Genomic DNA, 18,783 nt, shown 5'->3' on the forward strand with positions numbered 1-18,783 from the left:
CAACCGATGCACAAGGAACGTTCCACCGATGCAGCAACATCCGCTGGTCGCGATTTTGAACAGGCTCGGCACCTTCGTGCTGGTCATGATCGCCCTGTCCATCATGATTTTCGTGCTGGCCCGCGTGGTGCCGGGAGATCCCGCCCGCATGGCGCTGGGGCCGGCGGCAACGCAGGAGCAGGTGGATGCGTTGCGCGGGCAGATGGGCCTCGACAAGCCGCTCGCCGTTCAATATCTCGATTATATCGGCAATGCATTGCATGGTGATCTGGGCTTCTCGCTGGTTTCGCAGCGCCCCGTTACAACCGATCTGGCGCAGACTGTTCCTGCGACCGTCGAACTGGTGCTGGTCTCGGTCATTTTCATGTTCCTCGTCGCCATCCCGCTCGGCGTCATCACGGCGCATTATCGCAACCGGCCGCTGGATCACATCGGTCGCATCCTGTCGCTTACCGGGGTCACGATCCCAAGCTTTCTCTTCGCCATCACGCTGCAATTGCTGGCAGCGCGCTTTTTCTCCGGCTGGCCGATCATCGGCAGGCTCGATCATTCGCTTGGCTGGCAGGGCGGCCCCACCGGTTTCATCCTTGTCGACGGCGTGCTGGCCGGACGTTTCGACGTCGTGCTCGATGCGTTGAAACATCTCGCGCTGCCGGCTTTTGCGCTTTCCATGGCCGGCATCGGCCAGATCACCCGCATCACGCGCTCCTCTATGATCGAGAACCAGCGCAAGGACCATGTGCTGACCTTGCAAAGCTTCGGCGTGCCGGAGCGGGTCATCATCTTCCGTTACCTGCTGAAGCTCTCTTCCATCGCGCCGCTGACGATCATGGGTCTCGAATTCGCGTCGCTGATCGGCAATGCCTTCGTGATCGAGATGGTCTTCGCCTGGGGCGGTTTTGCTTCCTACGGGCTCAACGCCATCCTGCAGAAAGACCTCAACGCCGTGACCGCCGTGGTGCTGGTGGCCGGCCTGTTCTTCATCGTTGCGAACCTGATCGTGGATGTTCTGATCTCGATCATCGACCCGCGCCTGCGCCGCAAGGAGGCTCGCTGATGGCCGATATGAAAATGCTCGAACCCACCGATCGGGGCTTAAGCGCCGGTTACATGATGTGGTATCGCTTCAGTCGCAATCCGGCGGCGGTCATCGGCTCGCTGATCCTTCTGTCGGTGCTTATACTGGCGGTCTTCGCACCCTGGCTTACGCCCTATCCGAAACATATCGGCGCGGTCGTCGATTTCCGCGCCCGCCATATGCCGCCGGATCTGGAACACTGGTTCGGCACCGACAAGGCCGGGCGCGATATCTTTTCCCGCACCATCTTCGGGCTGCGTGTCTCGCTGCTTCTCGTCATCGGCGTGCTCGGTATTTCGGTTCCGGTCGGAACTGTGCTCGGCCTGATCGCCGGTTATTTCGGCGGCTGGACCGAAAAACTCATCAGCGGCCTGACGAATGTGATGCTGGCCATGCCGCCACTCGTCATGGCGCTCGCGGTTTCCAACCTCCTGGAACCGACGCTGACGAATGCCATGATCGCGATCACGCTGCTGTGGTGGACCTGGCATGCGCGGCTGATCTATTCGGTATCGAAGTCCATCGCTTCGGAAGATTACATCGAGGCGGCGCGTCTTGCCGGTGCCGGCCCGTTACACATCCTCTTCCGCGAAATACTGCCCAACTGCGTTTCGGTCATTTCGGTCAAGACGACGCTCGATGCCGCCTTCGTCATTCTGTTCGGCGCGACGCTGAGCTTCCTGGGTTTCGGCGTCAAGCCGCCGACGCCTGACCTTGGATCGATGGTCGCCGACGGGCGCCAGTTCATGCCGGATTTCTGGTGGGAAGTGCTCTGCCCCGGCGCGGCCGTGCTTTACGTGACGCTGGGTTTCAATCTGCTGGGCGACGGCCTGCGCGACATGTTCGACGTGGAAAGCTAAGGCCATGACTGAACCGCTTCTCAAGGTCGAAAACCTCAACGTCACCTTCACCAATTACGGCCGCACCCGGCAGGTGCTGCGCGATGTCGCCTTCACGGTTGCCGCCGGCGAACGCGTGGCGTTGATCGGCGAAACCGGGTCGGGCAAATCCGTCACGGCGAAGGCAATCATCGGTACCCTGCCGAAAAACGCCGCGATCACGTCAGGTGCCATCGTCATCGATGGCCGGGATGTGCTGTCCATGCCACGCAGGGAGCGTGAGGCCCTGAAGGGGACCGCGTTTTCACTGATCATGCAGGACCCACTCTCCTCCTTCAATCCGGTCTTCAAGATCGGCACGCATCTCGATGATGTCATGCGCTTCGCCGACAAGCGCGATGGAATCAACTCGTCCAAGGCCGAGCGTCGCAACCGCATAGCTGCCGTTCTGCGCCGGGTGCAGCTTGCCGACACCGAGCGGGTGATGAACGCCTATCCGTCCGAACTTTCGGGCGGCATGCGCCAGCGCGTGTTGATCGGGCTTGCCCTGCTGCATCAGCCGAAGCTCCTGATCGCGGACGAGCCGGGCACGGCACTTGATGTGACGACGCAGGATGAAATCCTCAATCTCATCAACCAGCTGGTCGCCGAAGAAAACATGGCGCTCTTGATGATCACCCACAATCTCGGCGTCGTACGCAAGGTGGCGGATCGGGTCGTGGTCATGCATCACGGCGATATCGTCGAGACCGGACCCTGCACGCAAATCCTCCATAGCCCTGCCAAGGATTATACGCGCTCGCTTCTCGATGCCGTGCCTCCGCTTTATGGCCCGCGCGTCACCGATCTGGCGCAGAGCACGCGTTCGCCCATCGTCACCATCGAAGGGCTGAACAAGATTTATGGTCGGCGCAACGGTTATCACGCCGTGCGGGATGTGAATCTGACGCTGAAGGAAGGCGAGGTATTCGGCCTGGCCGGTGAATCCGGCTCCGGCAAAACTTCCGTCGCCCGTATGATCATGGGCCTTTCGCGCCCGACCTCCGGCAATCTTGTCATTGACGCTCCCGCGCCTGCGCGCGGCAAGCGATTGACGCAGATCGTCTATCAAAACCCGGGCACCTCGCTTAATCCGAAGCGCACGGTGAAACAGACGCTTGCCTTGCCGCTGAAATCCATCGGCATGGATGGGCAGGCGCGGGAAAACCGCATGCAGGAACTGATGGGGCTGGTGCGGCTGCCGCAATCCTATCTCGGCAAATATCCGCATGAGCTGTCCGGCGGCCAGAAGCAGCGTGTGGCGATTGCCCGGGCGTTGGCGGCCGAGCCGAAAATTCTCATCCTCGATGAGCCAACGGCCGCACTCGATGTGTCCGTGCAGAAGACGGTTATCGACCTTCTGCTGCAGCTGCGTGAGGAGCTTGGCCTGACCTATCTGATGATCTCGCACGACCTGTCGCTGATGCGCAATTTCTGTTCGCGCATCGCCATCATGCTGCGGGGCGAGATTGTCGAAGAGGGCGTGACGTCGGCGGTCTTCGCCGAACCGGCCCATCCCTATACCCGCGCCCTGATCGCGGCCATCCCCGTCGTCACCGACGAGGAAGAACGTCTCAAACCCACGGTGACCGAGGAAGAGCGCATGCGCTTCCTCGTCAAAACGACCGATTGATGAAAGAGGAGCCTGACGTGTATCGCGTTGGAATTGACGTCGGCGGCACGAATACCGATGCCGTTGTGTTGCAGGATAAGACCGTTCTGGCGGGGGTGAAGGCCTCCACGACAGAGGATGTGACGTCAGGCGTCATCGAAGCCCTTGAAAAGGTCATCGAGGCATCGGGCATAGACAGGGCTCGCATCGGTGCCGTGATGATCGGCACCACGCATTTCACCAATGCGGTGATCGAGCGCCGGCATATGGACGAGGTTGCAGCCATCCGGCTCGGCCTGCCGTCCGGTGCCGGCCTGCCGCCCATGGTCGACTGGCCGGATGATCTCAAGGAAATCGTCGGCAACCACGGTTACCAGGTGCGCGGCGGTTATGAATTCGACGGCCGCGAAATTTCGCCACTCGATGAGGACGAGATCGTCCGCATCGCCGCCGATATTCGCGCCAAGGGCCTGAAGGCCGCTGCCGTGACCTGCGTTTTCAGCGGCATCAACGATGCGATGGAACTTCGGGCGAAGGAAATCCTGCAGGAACGCTGCCCCGGTCTGCCGGTGGTGATGTCCAAGGATATCGGCCGCCATGGCCTGCTTGCACGCGAAAGTGCGGCAATCATGAATGCCAGCCTGCTGTCGCTTGCCGACCGCACGGTTGCGGCTTTCGGCGAAGCGCTGAAGGCTGCAGGCATCACCTGCCCGTTCTATATCACACAGAACGACGGTACGCTGATGGCGGCTGACGTGGTGCGCGGTTTCCCCGTGCTCACCTTCGCTTCCGGTCCGACGAACTCCATGCGCGGTGCGGCCTTCCTCACCGGTCTCAAGGATGCCGTGGTCGTGGATGTAGGCGGCACCACGTCAGACGTCGGCTCGCTTTCACACGGCTTCCCGCGTCAGGCCTCGACCACGGTGGATATTGGCGGCGTGCGCACCAATTTCCGCATGCCTGACGTTTTCTCCATCGGTCTTGGCGGCGGTTCCCTCGTGGTCAATGGCGACCATGGCCTGACTGTCGGGCCGAAATCCGTCGGTTACCGCGTCCGCCGCGAAGCGCTCTGCTTCGGTGGCTCGACCCTGACGGCGACCGATATCGCGGTTGCCTCTGGCAAGGCGGATGTGGGCGAGAAAAGGCTGGTCTCCAGCCTCGACAAAAAGCTCGTGGATGCGGCCGTCAACAAGATCAACGACATGCTTGAAGCCTGCGTGGAGCGCAGCCGCATCTCATCGTCACCAGTGCCGGTTATCGCCGTTGGCGGCGGTTCCATCCTGATGCCGGATCGCATCGGTGATCTTGAGGTTATCCGGCCTGAGAATTTCGCGGTGGCCAATGCCGTTGGCGCGGCCATTGCGCAGATCAGCGGTGAGACCGACCGGGTCTTCTCACTCGTCGATGGACGCACGCGCGAGAGCACACTGGCGGAGGCAGAAGCGGAGGCCCGCGAAAAGGCGGTTGCCGCCGGCGCGATTGCCGCGACGCTCGAAGTAATCGAGCGCGAGGATATGCCGCTGGCTTACCTGCCCGGCAACGCCACCCGCATTCATGTGAAAGTTGTTGGAGAAATGGGGGCCAATCATGGCTGAGACACGCAAGCTGAAATATGACGAAGCGGCATTGCGGACGCTGACGCGTGAAGATCTCGACGCACTGGAAATCGGCGCCGGCATTCTCGGCACGGGCGGCGGCGGCAATCCGTATCTCGGGAAGCTTCTGGCGCTGGAGGCCATGAAGGCCGGCTACGAGATGAAGATTCTCGCAACCGACGCCATCGAGCCGGACGCGCTCTGCATGTCCATCGGCGGTATCGGCGCGCCTGTCGTCGGCGTCGAGCGCATTCGCGAAGGCCGTGAAGGCCTGCGTTGCCTGCGGGCGATGGAAGAGCTGATCCGCACGCCAGTTGACGCCATCGTCTGCGAGGAAATCGGCGGTTCCAATTCCATGAACCCGCTGGTGACGGCGGCGCTGGGCGGCCTGCCGATCCTCGATTGCGACGGCATGGGCCGGGCATTCCCGGAAATGCAGATGACCACCTTCTCCATCTATGGCCATAGTTCCACGCCCTCGGTGATGTGCGATCTGCACGGTAATGCCGTCATCTTCAGCCATGCCGTTTCCGAGGTCTGGCACGAGCGCATGGCGCGCGCCTGCGTCGTCTCGCAGGGCGGCGGCGCGATGCTGGCGACCGCGCCGATGCAGGCGCACTACGTGCACCAGTATGGCATTCCGAAAACCTACACCAAGGCCATTGCCATCGGTGAGGCGGTGATCCGTGCCCGCAAGCAGCAGGAAGACCCTATTGCTGCAGTCTGCGCGCTCGAAGGCGGGCGGCGCATCTTCAACGGCAAGATCACCGATCTGAAGCGCCATCTTCGCGGCGGTTTCGCCGTCGGCGATCTTACGCTCTCCGGCTTCGACGATTGCGCCGGCCAGACGGCAGGCGTCGCCATCCAGAACGAATTCCTGCTGTTTTCCCGTGACGGCAAGGTGGAAGTGACGGTTCCCGATCTGATCGTCCTGCTCGATGTCGACACCGGTTATCCGATCACCACCGAAGTGCTGCGCTATGGCCAGCGCGTAGCCGTCATCGCCATTCCCTGTCACGACCTGCTGCGCAGCGCCCGCGCGCTTGAGGTCGTTGGCCCGGCGGCCTTCGGCTATCCGGACATTCCTTTCTTACCGCTGCCCGTTCCGGTCAGCAAGGCTGCCTAACCATAAGCGGGTCCGATGACCCGCAATAAAGAGGAGAACGATAATGAAAATGCCTGTAGTTTCTTCCCGTCTCGCCGCGCTGGCACTCGGCACGGCGCTCGCGTTGCCGGTCCTTTCTTCTGCAACCCTTGCGGAAGACAAGGTGTCGGTCGCGGTCAACACCATGCAGATATTCAGCTCGCTCGACCCGGCGAAAGTGACTGACTATACCGGCTACATGGCCATCGTGAACATGTATGACGGTCTGACCACGGTAAACGCCAAGGGCGAAATCGTGCCGCATCTGGCGAAATCCTGGGAGATTTCCGAGGACGGCCTGACCTACACCTTCCACCTGCGTGGCGATGCGAAGTTCCAGGACGGTACGGCAGTGAAGGCGGCCGATCTTGCCTGGTCGATCCAGCGACTGCTCGGCATCAACAAGGGCCCGTCGAACCTCATCGTCGGCGTGCTGAAGCCTGAAAACGTGACCGCACCTGACGATGCAACCCTGGTCATGAAGATCGACCGCCAGTTCTCGCCCTTCATGGCGGCGACGCCGCTGATGATGGCAATGAACAAGACGCTGATCGAAGCCAATGCCAAGCCCGAAGACAAATGGGGCGAGGCTTATGTCGGCGAACATTCCGCCGGTTCCGGCCCCTACAAGTTGATCAGCTACAACCGCTCCGCCGACATGGTCATCGCCCGCAATGCCGATTATTTCCTCGGCTGGACGAAGGGCAAGCCGATCGATGAGGTGCGCTTCGTGCAGACCAGCGACGACGCCACCGTCAAGGCGCTGGCGGAAAAGGGTGAGCTCGGCCTTTCCTCGCACGGGCTCGGCAACGACACCTATGAATCCATCGGCCGGATGAAGGGTTACAAGCTGATCCAGACCCGCACCGCCGGCGGCTTCGTCATCAAGCTCAATACCAAGGTCTATCCGACCGACGACGTCCACGTTCGTCGCGCCATCGCCTATGCGACCGACTACAAGACGATCCAGGAAGTGATCTATCCGGGCTTCGATATGAAGGGACCGCTCTCTGACGCGTTCAAGGACGCGCATAATGGCGATATCCAGCCGGGCGTCTACGATCTGGAAAAAGCCAAGGAAGAGCTGGCGAAGTCGAAATATGCCGGCCAGAAGATCACGCTCGTCAACAGCTATGTCGCGTCGCTCGCCTTCGAGGCGGAAGTGGCGCTGCTGTTGCAGTCGAGCCTCGAGCAGATTGGCATCACGCTCGATATCAAGCCTGAGCCGTGGAACCGTATCGTCGAGCTTTCTTCCAAGCCCGAAACAACGCCGGCATCGACGCAGGTGAACATCTCGCCGACCTATCCGTCGCCGGATTCGATGTTCTACAACCAGTATCATTCCAAGGCATCCGGCACCTGGATGTCGATGGAATGGCTGCAGAACGCGGAAATCGACGGGCTGATCGACATGGTTCGCGCCACCACTGATGTGAACGAGCAGAACGCTACCTACAAGGAGCTGCAGACAAAGATCGTCGATCTTCAGCCTGACGTCTGGGCGGTTGCGCCGAACCGCCGTTATGCGGCGAACAAGTGCCTTCAGGGTTACGAGTTCATTCCCATGCAGAGCTGGGATCTGAACTTTTCAAACTTCCATTGGGACTGCAAAGCGGAGTGATCTTCACTTCATGAAAACCGGCCCCGCCACAAAGGCGGGGCCTGCCAGACTTGGAACTTCAAAGGGAAGGAGCATCGCCTGCGGCCGGAAAGGCTGCGGCATGCCCGAGGATGACGCATGATCCAGGAATTTTCCGAAGACGATATCGAACCTCTGGCCACCGGCGCCTGGATCCTGGGAACGGGTGGCGGCGGCAATCCCTATATCTCGACGCTCAATCTGCGGCGTCTCTATGCCGAGGGGCGACGGGTCAAGGTCATGGATCCCATGGCGCTTGCCGATGACGACATGGTCGCCGTCGTGTCCAAGATGGGTGCCCCGCTTGTCGGTCAGGAACGGCTGGGAGACCCCGTGCATCTTGCCCGCGCTGTCGAGGTCATGGAGGATTATCTCGGCAAGCCGTTCCGGGCGATCATGAGTGTGGAGATCGGCGGCTCCAACGCGCTCTCGTCTTTCCTCGCTGCCGCCGTCCTCGACCGGCCGGTCGTCAATGCCGACGCCATGGGACGTGCCTATCCGGAAGCGCAGATGACATCCTTCGCCATCGGCAACCTGCCGATGTTTCCGCTGTCGCTGGTCGATGTGCGCGACAATGAGGTGATCGTAACGCGGGCTGCCTCGTGGAAATGGATGGAGCGTATCTCGCGTAAGGTCTGCACCGAAGTCGGCTCCACCGCCGCCACCTGCAAGGCGCCGCGCACCGGCAAGGAAGTGAAGGAGTGGGGCATTCATTATACCGTCACCAAGGCGACCGAACTCGGGCGCGCCGTGATGGAGGCCCGTGCGCGCCATGACGATCCCGTTCAGGCGGTTCTCGACCACGAGGGCGGCAAGCAGCTGTTTCGCGGCAAGGTGGTGGACGTGGCCCGCGAGACCACGGGTGGTTTCCTGCGTGGCAGCACGACCATTGAAGGCATCGATGCCGACCGTGGTTCGCGCATGGAGCTCGCATTCCAGAATGAGTGGGCCGTTGCCTTCCGCGATGGCCAGCCAGTCGCCATGACGCCGGACCTTCTTTGCCTTCTCGATACGGTTTCCGGCGGCGCCATCGGTACGGAATCGGTGCGTTACGGCCAGCGCGTGACGGTTGTCGCCCTGCCGGCACCCGAGCTTTTGACGACGCCTGCCGGCATCGCCGCCGTCGGCCCGCGCGCCTTCGGTTATGACATTGACTTCAGATCGGTATTCCCATGAAACGCATCGGTATTGACGTTGGCGGCACCAATACGGATGCCGTTTTGATCGATGGAGACACCATTGTCGCCTCCATCAAGGTTCCGACCACGCAGGATGTCCTGTCGGGCGTAAAAGCAGCGCTCGCCCATGTGTCCGGCCATGTCGGCGCGACGGATCGACCGATCGACGCGGTGATGATCGGCACCACCCATTTCACCAATGCAGTGGTGGAGCGCGCCCGGCTGGAACGGGTTGCAGCCATCCGCATCGCTCTGCCGACCGGTTCTTCGCTGCCGCCCATGTGCGACTGGCCAAAAGATTTGTACGATGCTGTCGATCCGTTGATTTTCATGGTCCATGGTGGCCATGAATATGATGGCAGCCCGCTGGTGCCGATGATTCCCGATGAAATTCGGGAGGCGGCGATGAAAATCCGCGATGCGGGCATCACTTCCATCGCCATTTCGGCAACCTTCTCGCCGTTGACAACGGAATGCGAAGTGCGGGCGGCGGAAATCGTCCGTTCGGTCATTCCCGATGCACGCATCACGCTTTCCCATACGCTTGGCCGCATCGGGCTTCTGGAGCGGGAAAACGTCGCCCTGCTGAACGCGGCACTGCAAACCCTTGGCAGGACAACCGTTCAGGCATTTTCGGATGCGTTGCGCGAAGCAGGTGTGAAGGCGCCATTCTATCTGACCCAGAATGACGGCACGGTGGCGCTCGCGGATGTCGCCGCTGCCAACCCGGTGCACAGCTTCGCTTCCGGCCCGACGAACTCAATGCGGGGTGCTGCCTTCCTCACCGGGCTAACCGATGCCATGGTGGTGGATGTCGGCGGCACGACTTCCGATATTGGCTGCCTTGTCGGCGGTTTTCCGCGGGAAGCGAACAATATCGTCCATATTGGCGGGGTGCGCACGCTCTTCCGCATGCCCGATCTTCTGCCGATTGCGCTCGGCGGCGGCACGATCGTTGATCCTGAGACGGGCAAGATCGGTCCACGCTCGGTCGGTTATCGCATCCTGACGCAGGCCCGTGTTTTCGGCGGCGATACGCTCACGACCTCGGATATTGCCGTTGCCGCGGGGCTGATCGAGATGGGTGACCGCGACCGTGTCAAAGGCCTCGATCCGGCTTTCGTGCAGGCCACACTCCAACGCATCCGTGACATGGTGGCCGACAGTTTCGACCAGATGAAGACCTCGGCGGAAGATGTGCCGCTCGTTGCCGTCGGCGGCGGGGCGTTTTTGATTCCCGAGACGGTTCCGGGTGCGTCGGAAGTGCTGCGTGTGGAAAATGCCGGCGTTGCCAATGCGCTGGGCGCGGCGATGGCGCAGGTTTCCGGCGAGGTTGACCAGGTCTTTTCCGGCCTGAGCCGCGAGGAGGCCCTTGCGAAAGCAGAGACCGAGGCGCAGAACGCGGCGATTGCTTCTGGAGCGGAGCGAGCGAGCCTGAAGACGCTTGAGGTGGAAGATATCCCGATTGCCTATCTGCCTGGCGGCGCGCGGCGGGTTCGCGTGCGGGTCATCGGCGATATCGCCTTTCATTGATGGTAAGAGGCCCTGCGGTGGGCGGGGCGACGAGGGGAGAGAACATGACAAAGATCGCACTGGCCATTCACGGTGGTTGCGGTGTTATGCCGGAAGACAGCATGACTTCAGAGGAGTGGACCGCTGCGCGCGATGATCTGGCAGCGGCGCTGCGTGCCGGTTATGGCGTATTGAAGGCTGGCGGAACCGCGCTTGAGGCGGTCGAGGCGGCGGTCGTTGTCATGGAGGACAGCCCGCATTTTAACGCAGGGCATGGTGCCGCACTGAACGAGAACGGCATCCACGAACTCGATGCCTCGATCATGGATGGTGCCACATTGGCAGCGGGCGCGATCAGCGCGTCCCGCGCCATTCGCAATCCGGTGAAAGCCGCCCGCGCACTGATCGCGGATGACCGTGCCGTCTATCTGACGGGGGAGGCGGTCGACCGCTTTGCAGAGCAAAAGGGGCTCGCGACCGAGCCGCAATCCTATTTCACGACCCAAAAGCGCCGTGAAGCACTGGCGGCGATGAAGCGCCATGCCGCCGCTGGCACGGAAGCGACGGAAAACGAGAAACACGGAACCGTGGGTGCGGTGGCGCTCGATGCGGCGGGCCATCTTGCCGCGGCCACTTCGACAGGTGGCTACACCAACAAGCCCGATGGCCGGGTGGGTGACAGCCCGGTGATCGGGGCAGGCACCTATGCACGGGATGGGGCCTGCGCGGTTTCCGGCACCGGCAAGGGCGAATTTTTTATCCGCTACGTCGTTGGTCACGAGATCGCATCCCGCGTCGCCTATCTCGGGCAGGATCTGGAGACGGCTGCTGGCAATCTCGTCCATAAGGATCTGGCGCCCTACGATATTGGCGCGGGTCTTGTGGCTATCGATGCCGAAGGCGGGATTGCAGCGCCCTACAATACCCCCGGCATGTTCCGCGGCTGGGTTACCCCCACGGGTGATGCTTGCGTGGCCACCCATGACACCGTGTATTCGGTGGAACTTTAGGCAATTGCCGCGTGCGGGATAAAAAAACCGGTGACATGAAGCGTTATCGGCGGCAAAACGTCAGAACCGAAACCGGCTTGTCTCTTCATCCATGGTGCTGGCCTCATGAACATCAAGCAGCTCGAAGTTCTTCGCACGCTTCTTTCCACCGGCTCGACCATCGCCACGGCCAAGGCAATGGGGCTTAGCCAATCCGGCATCAGCCGGCTTCTGGCGCAGCTTGAGGCCGACCTGTCTCTGACGCTGTTTGCCCGCGACAAAGGGCGGCTCATTCCGACACCGGAGGCGGTACTGCTTGCGCGGGATGCGGAAAACGTGCTGCTTGCGGTCGACCGCATGTCCGGTCATGCGGAAGATTTGCGGAATGGTGCGGCTGGTCCGGAAATCGTGCGCATCGGGCTGCCGAGCAGTATGTGGGAAAATTTCGCGCCCGCCATGCTGATCGACTATGTCCGGGATTTTCCCGGCGTTCGCATCGAGACTTTTTTCGAGACGACGACCGCCATCAACAAGCTTGTCGGCGAGCGGGTGATTGATCTCGGTTTCCTGCGGATGGAAGGTGAGATCGGGCCGGGCATCGACGTCGAGCGTGTCGCGACCGGCAAGAGTGTGTGCGTGGTCCGGGAGGATCATCCGCTGGCGGCGCTTGACGAAATTACCGTGAAGGACCTGCGCAACATTCCGCTCATCCTGATCGGCCGCCAGCGGCCAAATCGCATGGCGCTCGATCAGGTGTTCAAAAAGGCTGGCGTCAAACCGATGGTGAAGATCGAGACTCACACCAACAGTTCCGCCTGCGCCTATGTGGCGCACGGGTTGGGGGTAACGATCATCAGCAGTTTTTATGCCAACCTCTATCGGCACCTGCCCGTTGTCGCGCGGCCGTTCGTCCCGCAGGCGACGCAGGAGTTCGGTCTTGCCCGCGCCTCCGGGGCACCGCTCTCCATCGCTGCGCAGGCGCTAAGCGATGCCTTGAAGCGGGAAATCCAGCTCTCGCAAAAGATCGTCTGAAGCGGGATTTTGGGCGGAAGATGTCCTTGTCCTCATCGGGATGACCGCGCCGTCATTCTGCATAGAGGTATGACGTTTATGCATAATATTGCGCGATATTTCTCAATCCGTCATAGTCGCCAGCAATGAAACCGATAGAGGCGGGCTGTCATTACCTGCCATCAATCGTGGGGAACCGATGATAAGATTCATACTGAGCCGTCTTTTGATGGCGCTGCCGACGATCGCATTCGTGTCGATCACGGTGTTTGCGCTCATCCGCTTCATTCCCGGCGATCCGGCCGCCCTGATGCTGGGCGACATGGCGCAACCGGAACAGATCGAAGCCATGAGGACCGAGCTCGGCCTCGACAAGTCCATGCCGCAACAGTTCGTCATCTGGGCCGGCAATGTGGTGCAGGGCGATTTCGGTCGCTCCATCGTCAATGACGAGCCGGTGCTGCCGCTGGTCGTCTCGCGCTTTCTCGTCAGCGCCGAGATCGTCGTGGTTGCGGTGCTTCTCGCCAGCCTGATTGCGGTTCCGGCAGGCGTGATCGCCGCCTGGAAACAGAACAGCCTGACTGATCTCGCGCTGGTCGGAACGGCGACGCTGCTTCTGTCCATTCCCACGTTCTGGCTTGGGCTTCTGCTCCTTCTGTTTTTCGGCCTGAAACTCGGCTGGCTGCCGGTGCTCGGATATGTGTCGATCAGCGACAATCTCGTCGGCGGCATGCTTTATCTCGTCCTGCCCGTCATGACGCTGGTAATCCACGAAATGGGTGTTCTGATCCGCATGGCGCGCGCCTCGACGCTGGAGGTTCTGCGGCTGGATTACATCACCCACGCCCGCGCCAAGGGCCTTTCGGAAAGCGCCGTTCTCTGGGGGCACGCCTTCAAGAATGCCTTCGGTCCGACCTGGACAATGATCGGCCTCATCCTTGGCAATCTTCTCGGCGGCATCGCCGTTATCGAAACGGTGTTCACCATTCCGGGCCTCGGACGGTTGATGGTCGACAGTATTTTTGCCCGCGACTATCCGGTCATACAGGGCTGCCTGCTGTTCGTCTCGCTCTCCTATGTTCTGGTCAACCTGTTCGTCGACCTCCTCTATCCCCTCTTCGATCCGCGCGTGGTTGCCGAATGAAAAAGTTCACACTCAACGGGCTTATCGGCGGCTTTCTCATCGCCCTCCTGCTCATTACCGCCGCAACCGGCCTGTTCTGGACACCTTATGATCCAATGAAGCTCGGTTTCGCCTCGCGTCTGGCCAGTCCAAGCGCCAGGCATCTTCTCGGCACCGATGAATTCGGGCGCGATGTTTTGAGCCGCCTGATGGTCGGCGCACGTGCCAGCGTCTGGATCGGCTTCCTGACGGTCAGCTTCGCGACGATCTGCGGCACGCTGATCGGCCTTGTCAGCGGTTATGCGCGGGGCTGGGTGGATGGCGTCATCATGGCCATCAACAATGCGCTTCTCGCCTTTCCCGGCATTCTGCTGGCGCTGGGCCTGCTCGCGGTGTTCGGCGCAAACCAGTATGGCATCATCTTCGCTCTAGGTATCGCTTATACGCCATCCATGGCCCGCGTGGTGCGCGGTGCCGTGCTTTCTCTGCGTGAGCGTGAATTCATCGAGGCGTCGCTGGTGATGGGCAATGGTGAAATCTACACCATGTTCCGCCACATCCTGCCCAATTGCATCGCGCCGATCACGGTTCTTGCCACTTCCATGTTTGGCTGGGCCATTCTGTCGGAAAGCGCGCTCTCCTTCCTTGGCCTTGGTGTGCCGCCGCCGGCCCCCACCTGGGGCAACATGCTGGCCGCCGGCCGACCCTTCATCCAGCAGGCCGTGTGGCTGGGTCTTTTCCCCGGTCTCTGCATCGCGCTGACGCTGCTCGGCATCAATCTTTTGGGCGATGCCCTCCGCGACAGGCTTGACCCGCGCATGAGAGGTCTCAAATGACTGATAATACACTTCTCACCGTCCGGGGCCTTTCGCTCGAAGTCGCCAGAACCGGCCATCGGGTGGTCAAGGATGTTTCCTTCGATATAGCCGCGGGCGAAATCTTCGGCATCGTCGGTGAAAGCGGTTCGGGCAAGACGCTCGCCACCCGCGCGCTCATCTCGCTTCTGCCACCGGCCATCGCTGTCACCGGCGGGTCGATCGTCTACAAGGGGCAGGATGTGATGTCCCTGCCGGTGAAGGCGCTTCGAAGTTTGCGCGGCGCAGAGATCGGTGTGGTGTTTCAGGAGCCGATGACCTCCCTCAATCCATCAATGACGATAGGCCGGCAGCTGGAAGAGGGGCTGATCCTTCACACGAAATTGTCGGGAGAAGAGCGCCGCGCGAGAATTCTCGACATGCTGAGCCGGGTCGGCATCCGCGACCCCGAAGGCGCGTTGACGGCCTATCCGCATGAGTTTTCCGGCGGTATGCGCCAGCGCATCATGCTGGCCTCGGTCATGCTGTTGAAACCCGCTTTGCTGATTGCCGACGAGCCGACGACGGCACTTGACGCTGTCATCCAGCGCGATGTCATGGAACTGATGGTGGAGCTGACACGTGCGGAAGGCACCGCCGTTTTGCTCATCAGCCATGATCTGCCAATGGTGGCGCGTTATACCAGCCGCATCGTGGTCATGGAAAAAGGCACGATTGTCGAGCAGGGCCGTACCGAGGACCTGCTGGACGCGCCGCAGCACCCATATACCAAGAAGCTGCTTTCCTCTCTGCCGTTCCGTGGCGAGCCGCGCCGTATCGACACCTCCAAGGCGCCGATGGTCTCGGCCCGCGATATCGTTGTCGATTATGCCGGCCGCAAATCCCTGCTGAAGAAAGCCAAGCCAAAGCGCGCGCTGCATGGCGTCAGCATCGATATTCATGAGGGTGAGGTCGTGGCGCTGGTTGGCGGCTCCGGTTCCGGCAAGACGACGCTCGGCCGCACCATCGCCGGTCTCGTCAAGGAAAGCGAAGGGTATATCCGCTTTCAGGGCCGCGAGCGCAACGAGGACTGGAAGGATTATCGCCTGAATTGCCAGATGGTGTTTCAGGATCCCTATTCCTCGCTTGATCCGCGCATGACCATTCAGGCGCTGGTGGAGGAGGCATTGCGCCTCGTGCCTGACCTCGATCAGGCCGCCAAGCGCAAGCGGGCGCTGGAAACACTGGAGGAAGTGGGGCTCGGCGCTGACTACGCCGCCCGTTATCCGCACGAGCTTTCCGGCGGCCAGCGCCAGCGCGTGGCGATTGCCCGCGCCATTGCCCGCCGTCCGCGGTTCCTGATCGCCGACGAACCGGTCTCGGCACTCGACGTGACGGTGCGGGCGCAGGTGCTCGATCTCTTTTCCGATTTGCAGAAACGTTACGGCTTTTCCTGCCTGTTCATCAGCCACGATCTCGGTGTGGTGGAGCAGGTGGCCGACCGTGTCGTCGTCATGCAGGACGGGCGCATCATCGAAGAGGGTGACCGCGACACGATTTTCGACAGTCCTAGAGAGGCCTATACGCGCCGGCTGCTCTCGGCCATTCCCGCCCTCGACCAGAATGAAAAGGGCGGCGTGACACTGAAATGGCGCCTGGAAGATGAAGTTTAACAGGAAGATGACAATGACTGTGGCTGCCCAATTAAATGCGATCTGTGATGCACAGCCTTTCGTGACGCGCTTCATGGTGCGCAATCTCCTGACCGGTGAAGAGATCGGCCGGGGAGAAAACGAGGAGACGCCATCGGGCAGCACCCGCAAGACGTCGATCATGATGGCAGTGCTCAAGGCCGCCAGCGAAGGGCGGATCGATCTCGACCAGCCCGTCACCTATGAAAAACGGCTGGCGGAAGAGGTGGCGAGCGGCATGTTCCGCTATATGACGCCGGGTATCGTGATTTCGCTACGCGATGCCGTCGCCGGCATGATGGTGCTGAGCGATAATGTTTGCACCAAGATGGTGCTGGAGAGGCTGACGCTGGAAGAGGTGGACGGCTATTGCAAATCGCTCGGCATGTCCAACACCCATCATCGTTTTCTCATTCCGCCATTGGCACTGGCGGCGGACCATCCGCTTAAAACCGTCACCACAACGTCGGCGGCGGACCAGGTGTTGCTGTTGCAGACCATTCTCGATGCCCAGTCCTCGCGGCAAGCGCAGGCGAAGCTCGGATGCAGTCCGCAATTGTGCGAATGGGCGATGCAGACGCTGAAGAACCAGATTTTGCGTTATGGAATTCGCTCCCGCCTGCCGTTCGAGGCCGTGGTGGCGAGCAAGAGCGGTCGCGGCAAACGTGGTCGCATGGATGCGGGCATCGTCTACAGAAACGGCGCGCCGTCCTTCATCATCACCGCCTATACCGATGAGGTGCCGCAAACCATGCCTGACGGCACGCCGGGATACACCATCGCGCTCGAAACGATCGGCCGACTGGCGCAGGCGTGCTGGGATGGCTTTCATCAATAACAATCAACGACAACAAAGAGGGTAGAACAGTGAAAAAACTTCTTCTCGCAGGCGTTGCCCTGCTCGTAACGGCCAACATAACCGCAGCACGCGACATCACCATTGCGCAGAGCTCGGATCTGCGCAGCAACAACCCGGGGGTGAACCGCGATGGCAATACGGATGGGGTCATCCTGCATATCGTCGAGGGTCTCGTCGGCTATAACAATGCCGGTGAGGTGAAGCCGCTTCTCGCAGAAAGCGTCGAGGTCGCCCCTGATGGCCTGACCTATACGTTCAAGCTGCGCAAGGACGTGAAATTCCACAACGGCAAGCCGCTCACCGCGGAGGATGTCGTCTGGAACTGGACGCGTTACCTGAAGCCGGAAACCAAATGGGCCTGCCTCAACGATTTCGTCGAGGGCGGCGCAGCACACGTCACTGGCGTCAAGGCCACGGACGCTTCCACTGTCGAGATCACCCTGGAAAAACCATCCGGCGTTTTCCTGGGCCTCATGTCACGGCCGGAATGCGGTTATACGGGCATGATCTCACCGGAATCGGTTGCCTCCGATGGCAGCTTCGTCAAGCCGATCGGCACCGGGCCGTTTCAGTGGGACGAGTGGAAGAAGGGCGAGTATATCCGCCTCGCCAAGTTTGCCGACTACGTTTCGCCGGCAAATGACGGCAAGCCTGACGGCATGGTCGGCTCCAAGCGGCCGCTGGCCGATGGCGTCAAGTTCATGGTCATCCCCGATGCCTCGACCGTGAAGGCGGGTCTTGAATCCGGCGTGCTCGATACGGCCGAGATTTCTCCCGATCTCATTCCGGAGTTCAAGACCAACGAAAAGATGCAGCTCATCGTTTCCCGCAACAACGGCAAGAACCTGTTCTACATCCAGACCCGTGACAAGGTGCTGAGCAATCCCGGCGTGCGTCGCGCCATGGCGATGGCACTCGATCTTGATGAACTGGTTGCCGCCGCATCCAACGGCACGGGCGAGGCCAACGGTTCGATGGTTTCGCAGGATTCTGTCTATTATGGTGAGACCCAGAAGAAGCGTCCGGCCTATGACATCGATGCCGCCAAGAAGGAGCTTGAGGCGGCCGGTTACAAGGGCGAACCAATCTCGATCATCGCCAACAAGCGTGGCAACGTGCCGAGCTTCCCGGCCGCAGTCATGGCGCAGGCGATGATGCAGCAGGCGGGCCTCAACGTGCAGATCGAGGTGCTGGACTATGCCACCCAGGTGGATCGCCGCCGCTCCGGCAATTATCAGGTGATCTCGCAGTCGGTCGCTCCGCGCCTCGACCCGGCGCTGATGTATGCCTTTTATGTCGGCAACAAGGACAAGAACGCTTCCCTGATGTGGGATGATCCGAAGGCGATCGAGCTGATGAAGGCCGCCTATGTTGAGGCCGACCAGACGAAACGCCAGAAGATTTTCGATGAGTTCCATGAGCTGATGCTGAAGGAAATGCCGGGTATCTTCCTCTATGACATGGTCGATGTCTGGGGCGCGACGAAGAAGCTGAAGGGCCAGCCTGTCTGGCAGTCGAACGCTCGCCTCTGGGAGGTCTCGGTCGACAACTGACCCACCCTTGCCCGCGCCGGCGGCTGACCCCGGCGCGGGCTTTCCATTATTAAGCGCGGTAATTTGGCGGTGCCTCTGCCGAAGCGCCTGCGCGTGCCCGAAAAGGGCGGAAATGCGAGGAAAAGCC

At 61.0% G+C, this 18,783-nt stretch carries 15 protein-coding genes; all 15 read left to right on the forward strand.

What is annotated here, in order from left to right; genetic code table 11:
• Positions 1-28: 28 nt before the first annotated feature.
• The 15 genes from FHW77_RS17740 (at position 29) to FHW77_RS17810 (ending at position 18,656) form a co-directional block, all read left to right on the forward strand.
• A complete protein-coding gene (locus FHW77_RS17740; RefSeq protein WP_044459795.1) occupies positions 29-1,057 on the forward strand; it encodes an ABC transporter permease in 1,029 nt (342 codons plus the stop codon).
• Positions 1,057-1,938, forward strand: a complete 882-nt coding sequence (locus tag FHW77_RS17745; RefSeq protein ID WP_022563594.1) for an ABC transporter permease — start codon at positions 1,057-1,059, stop codon at positions 1,936-1,938. The genes FHW77_RS17740 and FHW77_RS17745 overlap by 1 nt, the downstream gene beginning before the upstream one ends.
• A gap of 4 nt (positions 1,939-1,942) precedes the next feature.
• Positions 1,943-3,589 (forward strand): nickel ABC transporter ATP-binding protein NikE, encoded by a 1,647-nt coding sequence (nikE, locus tag FHW77_RS17750; protein ID WP_044459796.1) that lies wholly within the window; start codon positions 1,943-1,945, stop codon positions 3,587-3,589.
• 17 nt (positions 3,590-3,606) lie between these two features.
• A complete protein-coding gene (locus FHW77_RS17755) occupies positions 3,607-5,163 on the forward strand; it encodes a hydantoinase/oxoprolinase N-terminal domain-containing protein (protein WP_182590611.1) in 1,557 nt (518 codons plus the stop codon).
• Entirely contained in the window at positions 5,156-6,289 is a 1,134-nt protein-coding gene (locus FHW77_RS17760) for an S-methyl thiohydantoin desulfurase family protein (RefSeq protein ID WP_044459797.1), read from the forward strand. The genes FHW77_RS17755 and FHW77_RS17760 overlap by 8 nt, the downstream gene beginning before the upstream one ends.
• Positions 6,290-6,332: 43 nt before the next feature.
• On the forward strand, positions 6,333-7,928 hold the full coding sequence (locus FHW77_RS17765) for an ABC transporter substrate-binding protein (RefSeq protein ID WP_044459798.1): 1,596 nt from the start codon (positions 6,333-6,335) through the stop codon (positions 7,926-7,928).
• 117 nt (positions 7,929-8,045) lie between these two features.
• Positions 8,046-9,122, forward strand: coding sequence for an S-methyl thiohydantoin desulfurase family protein (locus FHW77_RS17770; RefSeq protein ID WP_006698622.1), 1,077 nt, complete (start codon positions 8,046-8,048; stop codon positions 9,120-9,122).
• Positions 9,119-10,657, forward strand: a complete 1,539-nt coding sequence (locus tag FHW77_RS17775) for a hydantoinase/oxoprolinase N-terminal domain-containing protein (RefSeq protein WP_044459799.1) — start codon at positions 9,119-9,121, stop codon at positions 10,655-10,657. The genes FHW77_RS17770 and FHW77_RS17775 overlap by 4 nt, the downstream gene beginning before the upstream one ends.
• A 44-nt stretch (positions 10,658-10,701) precedes the next feature.
• Complete coding sequence (locus FHW77_RS17780; RefSeq protein WP_182590612.1) at positions 10,702-11,646, forward strand: isoaspartyl peptidase/L-asparaginase family protein; 945 nt, start codon at positions 10,702-10,704, stop codon at positions 11,644-11,646.
• A 105-nt stretch (positions 11,647-11,751) separates the two neighbouring features.
• Complete coding sequence (locus tag FHW77_RS17785; protein WP_004438405.1) at positions 11,752-12,657, forward strand: LysR family transcriptional regulator; 906 nt, start codon at positions 11,752-11,754, stop codon at positions 12,655-12,657.
• 178 nt (positions 12,658-12,835) lie between these two features.
• Positions 12,836-13,780 carry an ABC transporter permease gene (locus tag FHW77_RS17790; protein ID WP_044459801.1) on the forward strand — a complete coding sequence of 315 codons (945 nt, stop codon included), beginning with the start codon at positions 12,836-12,838 and terminating at the stop codon, positions 13,778-13,780.
• On the forward strand, positions 13,777-14,595 hold the full coding sequence (locus tag FHW77_RS17795; RefSeq protein WP_044459802.1) for an ABC transporter permease: 819 nt from the start codon (positions 13,777-13,779) through the stop codon (positions 14,593-14,595). The genes FHW77_RS17790 and FHW77_RS17795 overlap by 4 nt, the downstream gene beginning before the upstream one ends.
• Positions 14,592-16,226 carry an ABC transporter ATP-binding protein gene (locus FHW77_RS17800; protein WP_044459803.1) on the forward strand — a complete coding sequence of 545 codons (1,635 nt, stop codon included), beginning with the start codon at positions 14,592-14,594 and terminating at the stop codon, positions 16,224-16,226. Before FHW77_RS17795 ends, FHW77_RS17800 begins: the two co-directional genes overlap by 4 nt.
• 13 nt (positions 16,227-16,239) lie before the next feature.
• On the forward strand, positions 16,240-17,082 hold the full coding sequence (locus FHW77_RS17805; protein ID WP_044459804.1) for a serine hydrolase: 843 nt from the start codon (positions 16,240-16,242) through the stop codon (positions 17,080-17,082).
• A gap of 29 nt (positions 17,083-17,111) precedes the next feature.
• Positions 17,112-18,656: an ABC transporter substrate-binding protein gene (locus FHW77_RS17810; RefSeq protein WP_035208529.1), complete on the forward strand. Its 1,545-nt coding sequence runs from the start codon at positions 17,112-17,114 to the stop codon at positions 18,654-18,656.
• Positions 18,657-18,783: the final 127 nt, after the last annotated feature.

The organism is Agrobacterium sp. RC10-4-1, from assembly GCF_014138475.1.
GTDB classification, from domain to species: Bacteria; Pseudomonadota; Alphaproteobacteria; order Rhizobiales; family Rhizobiaceae; genus Agrobacterium; species Agrobacterium pusense.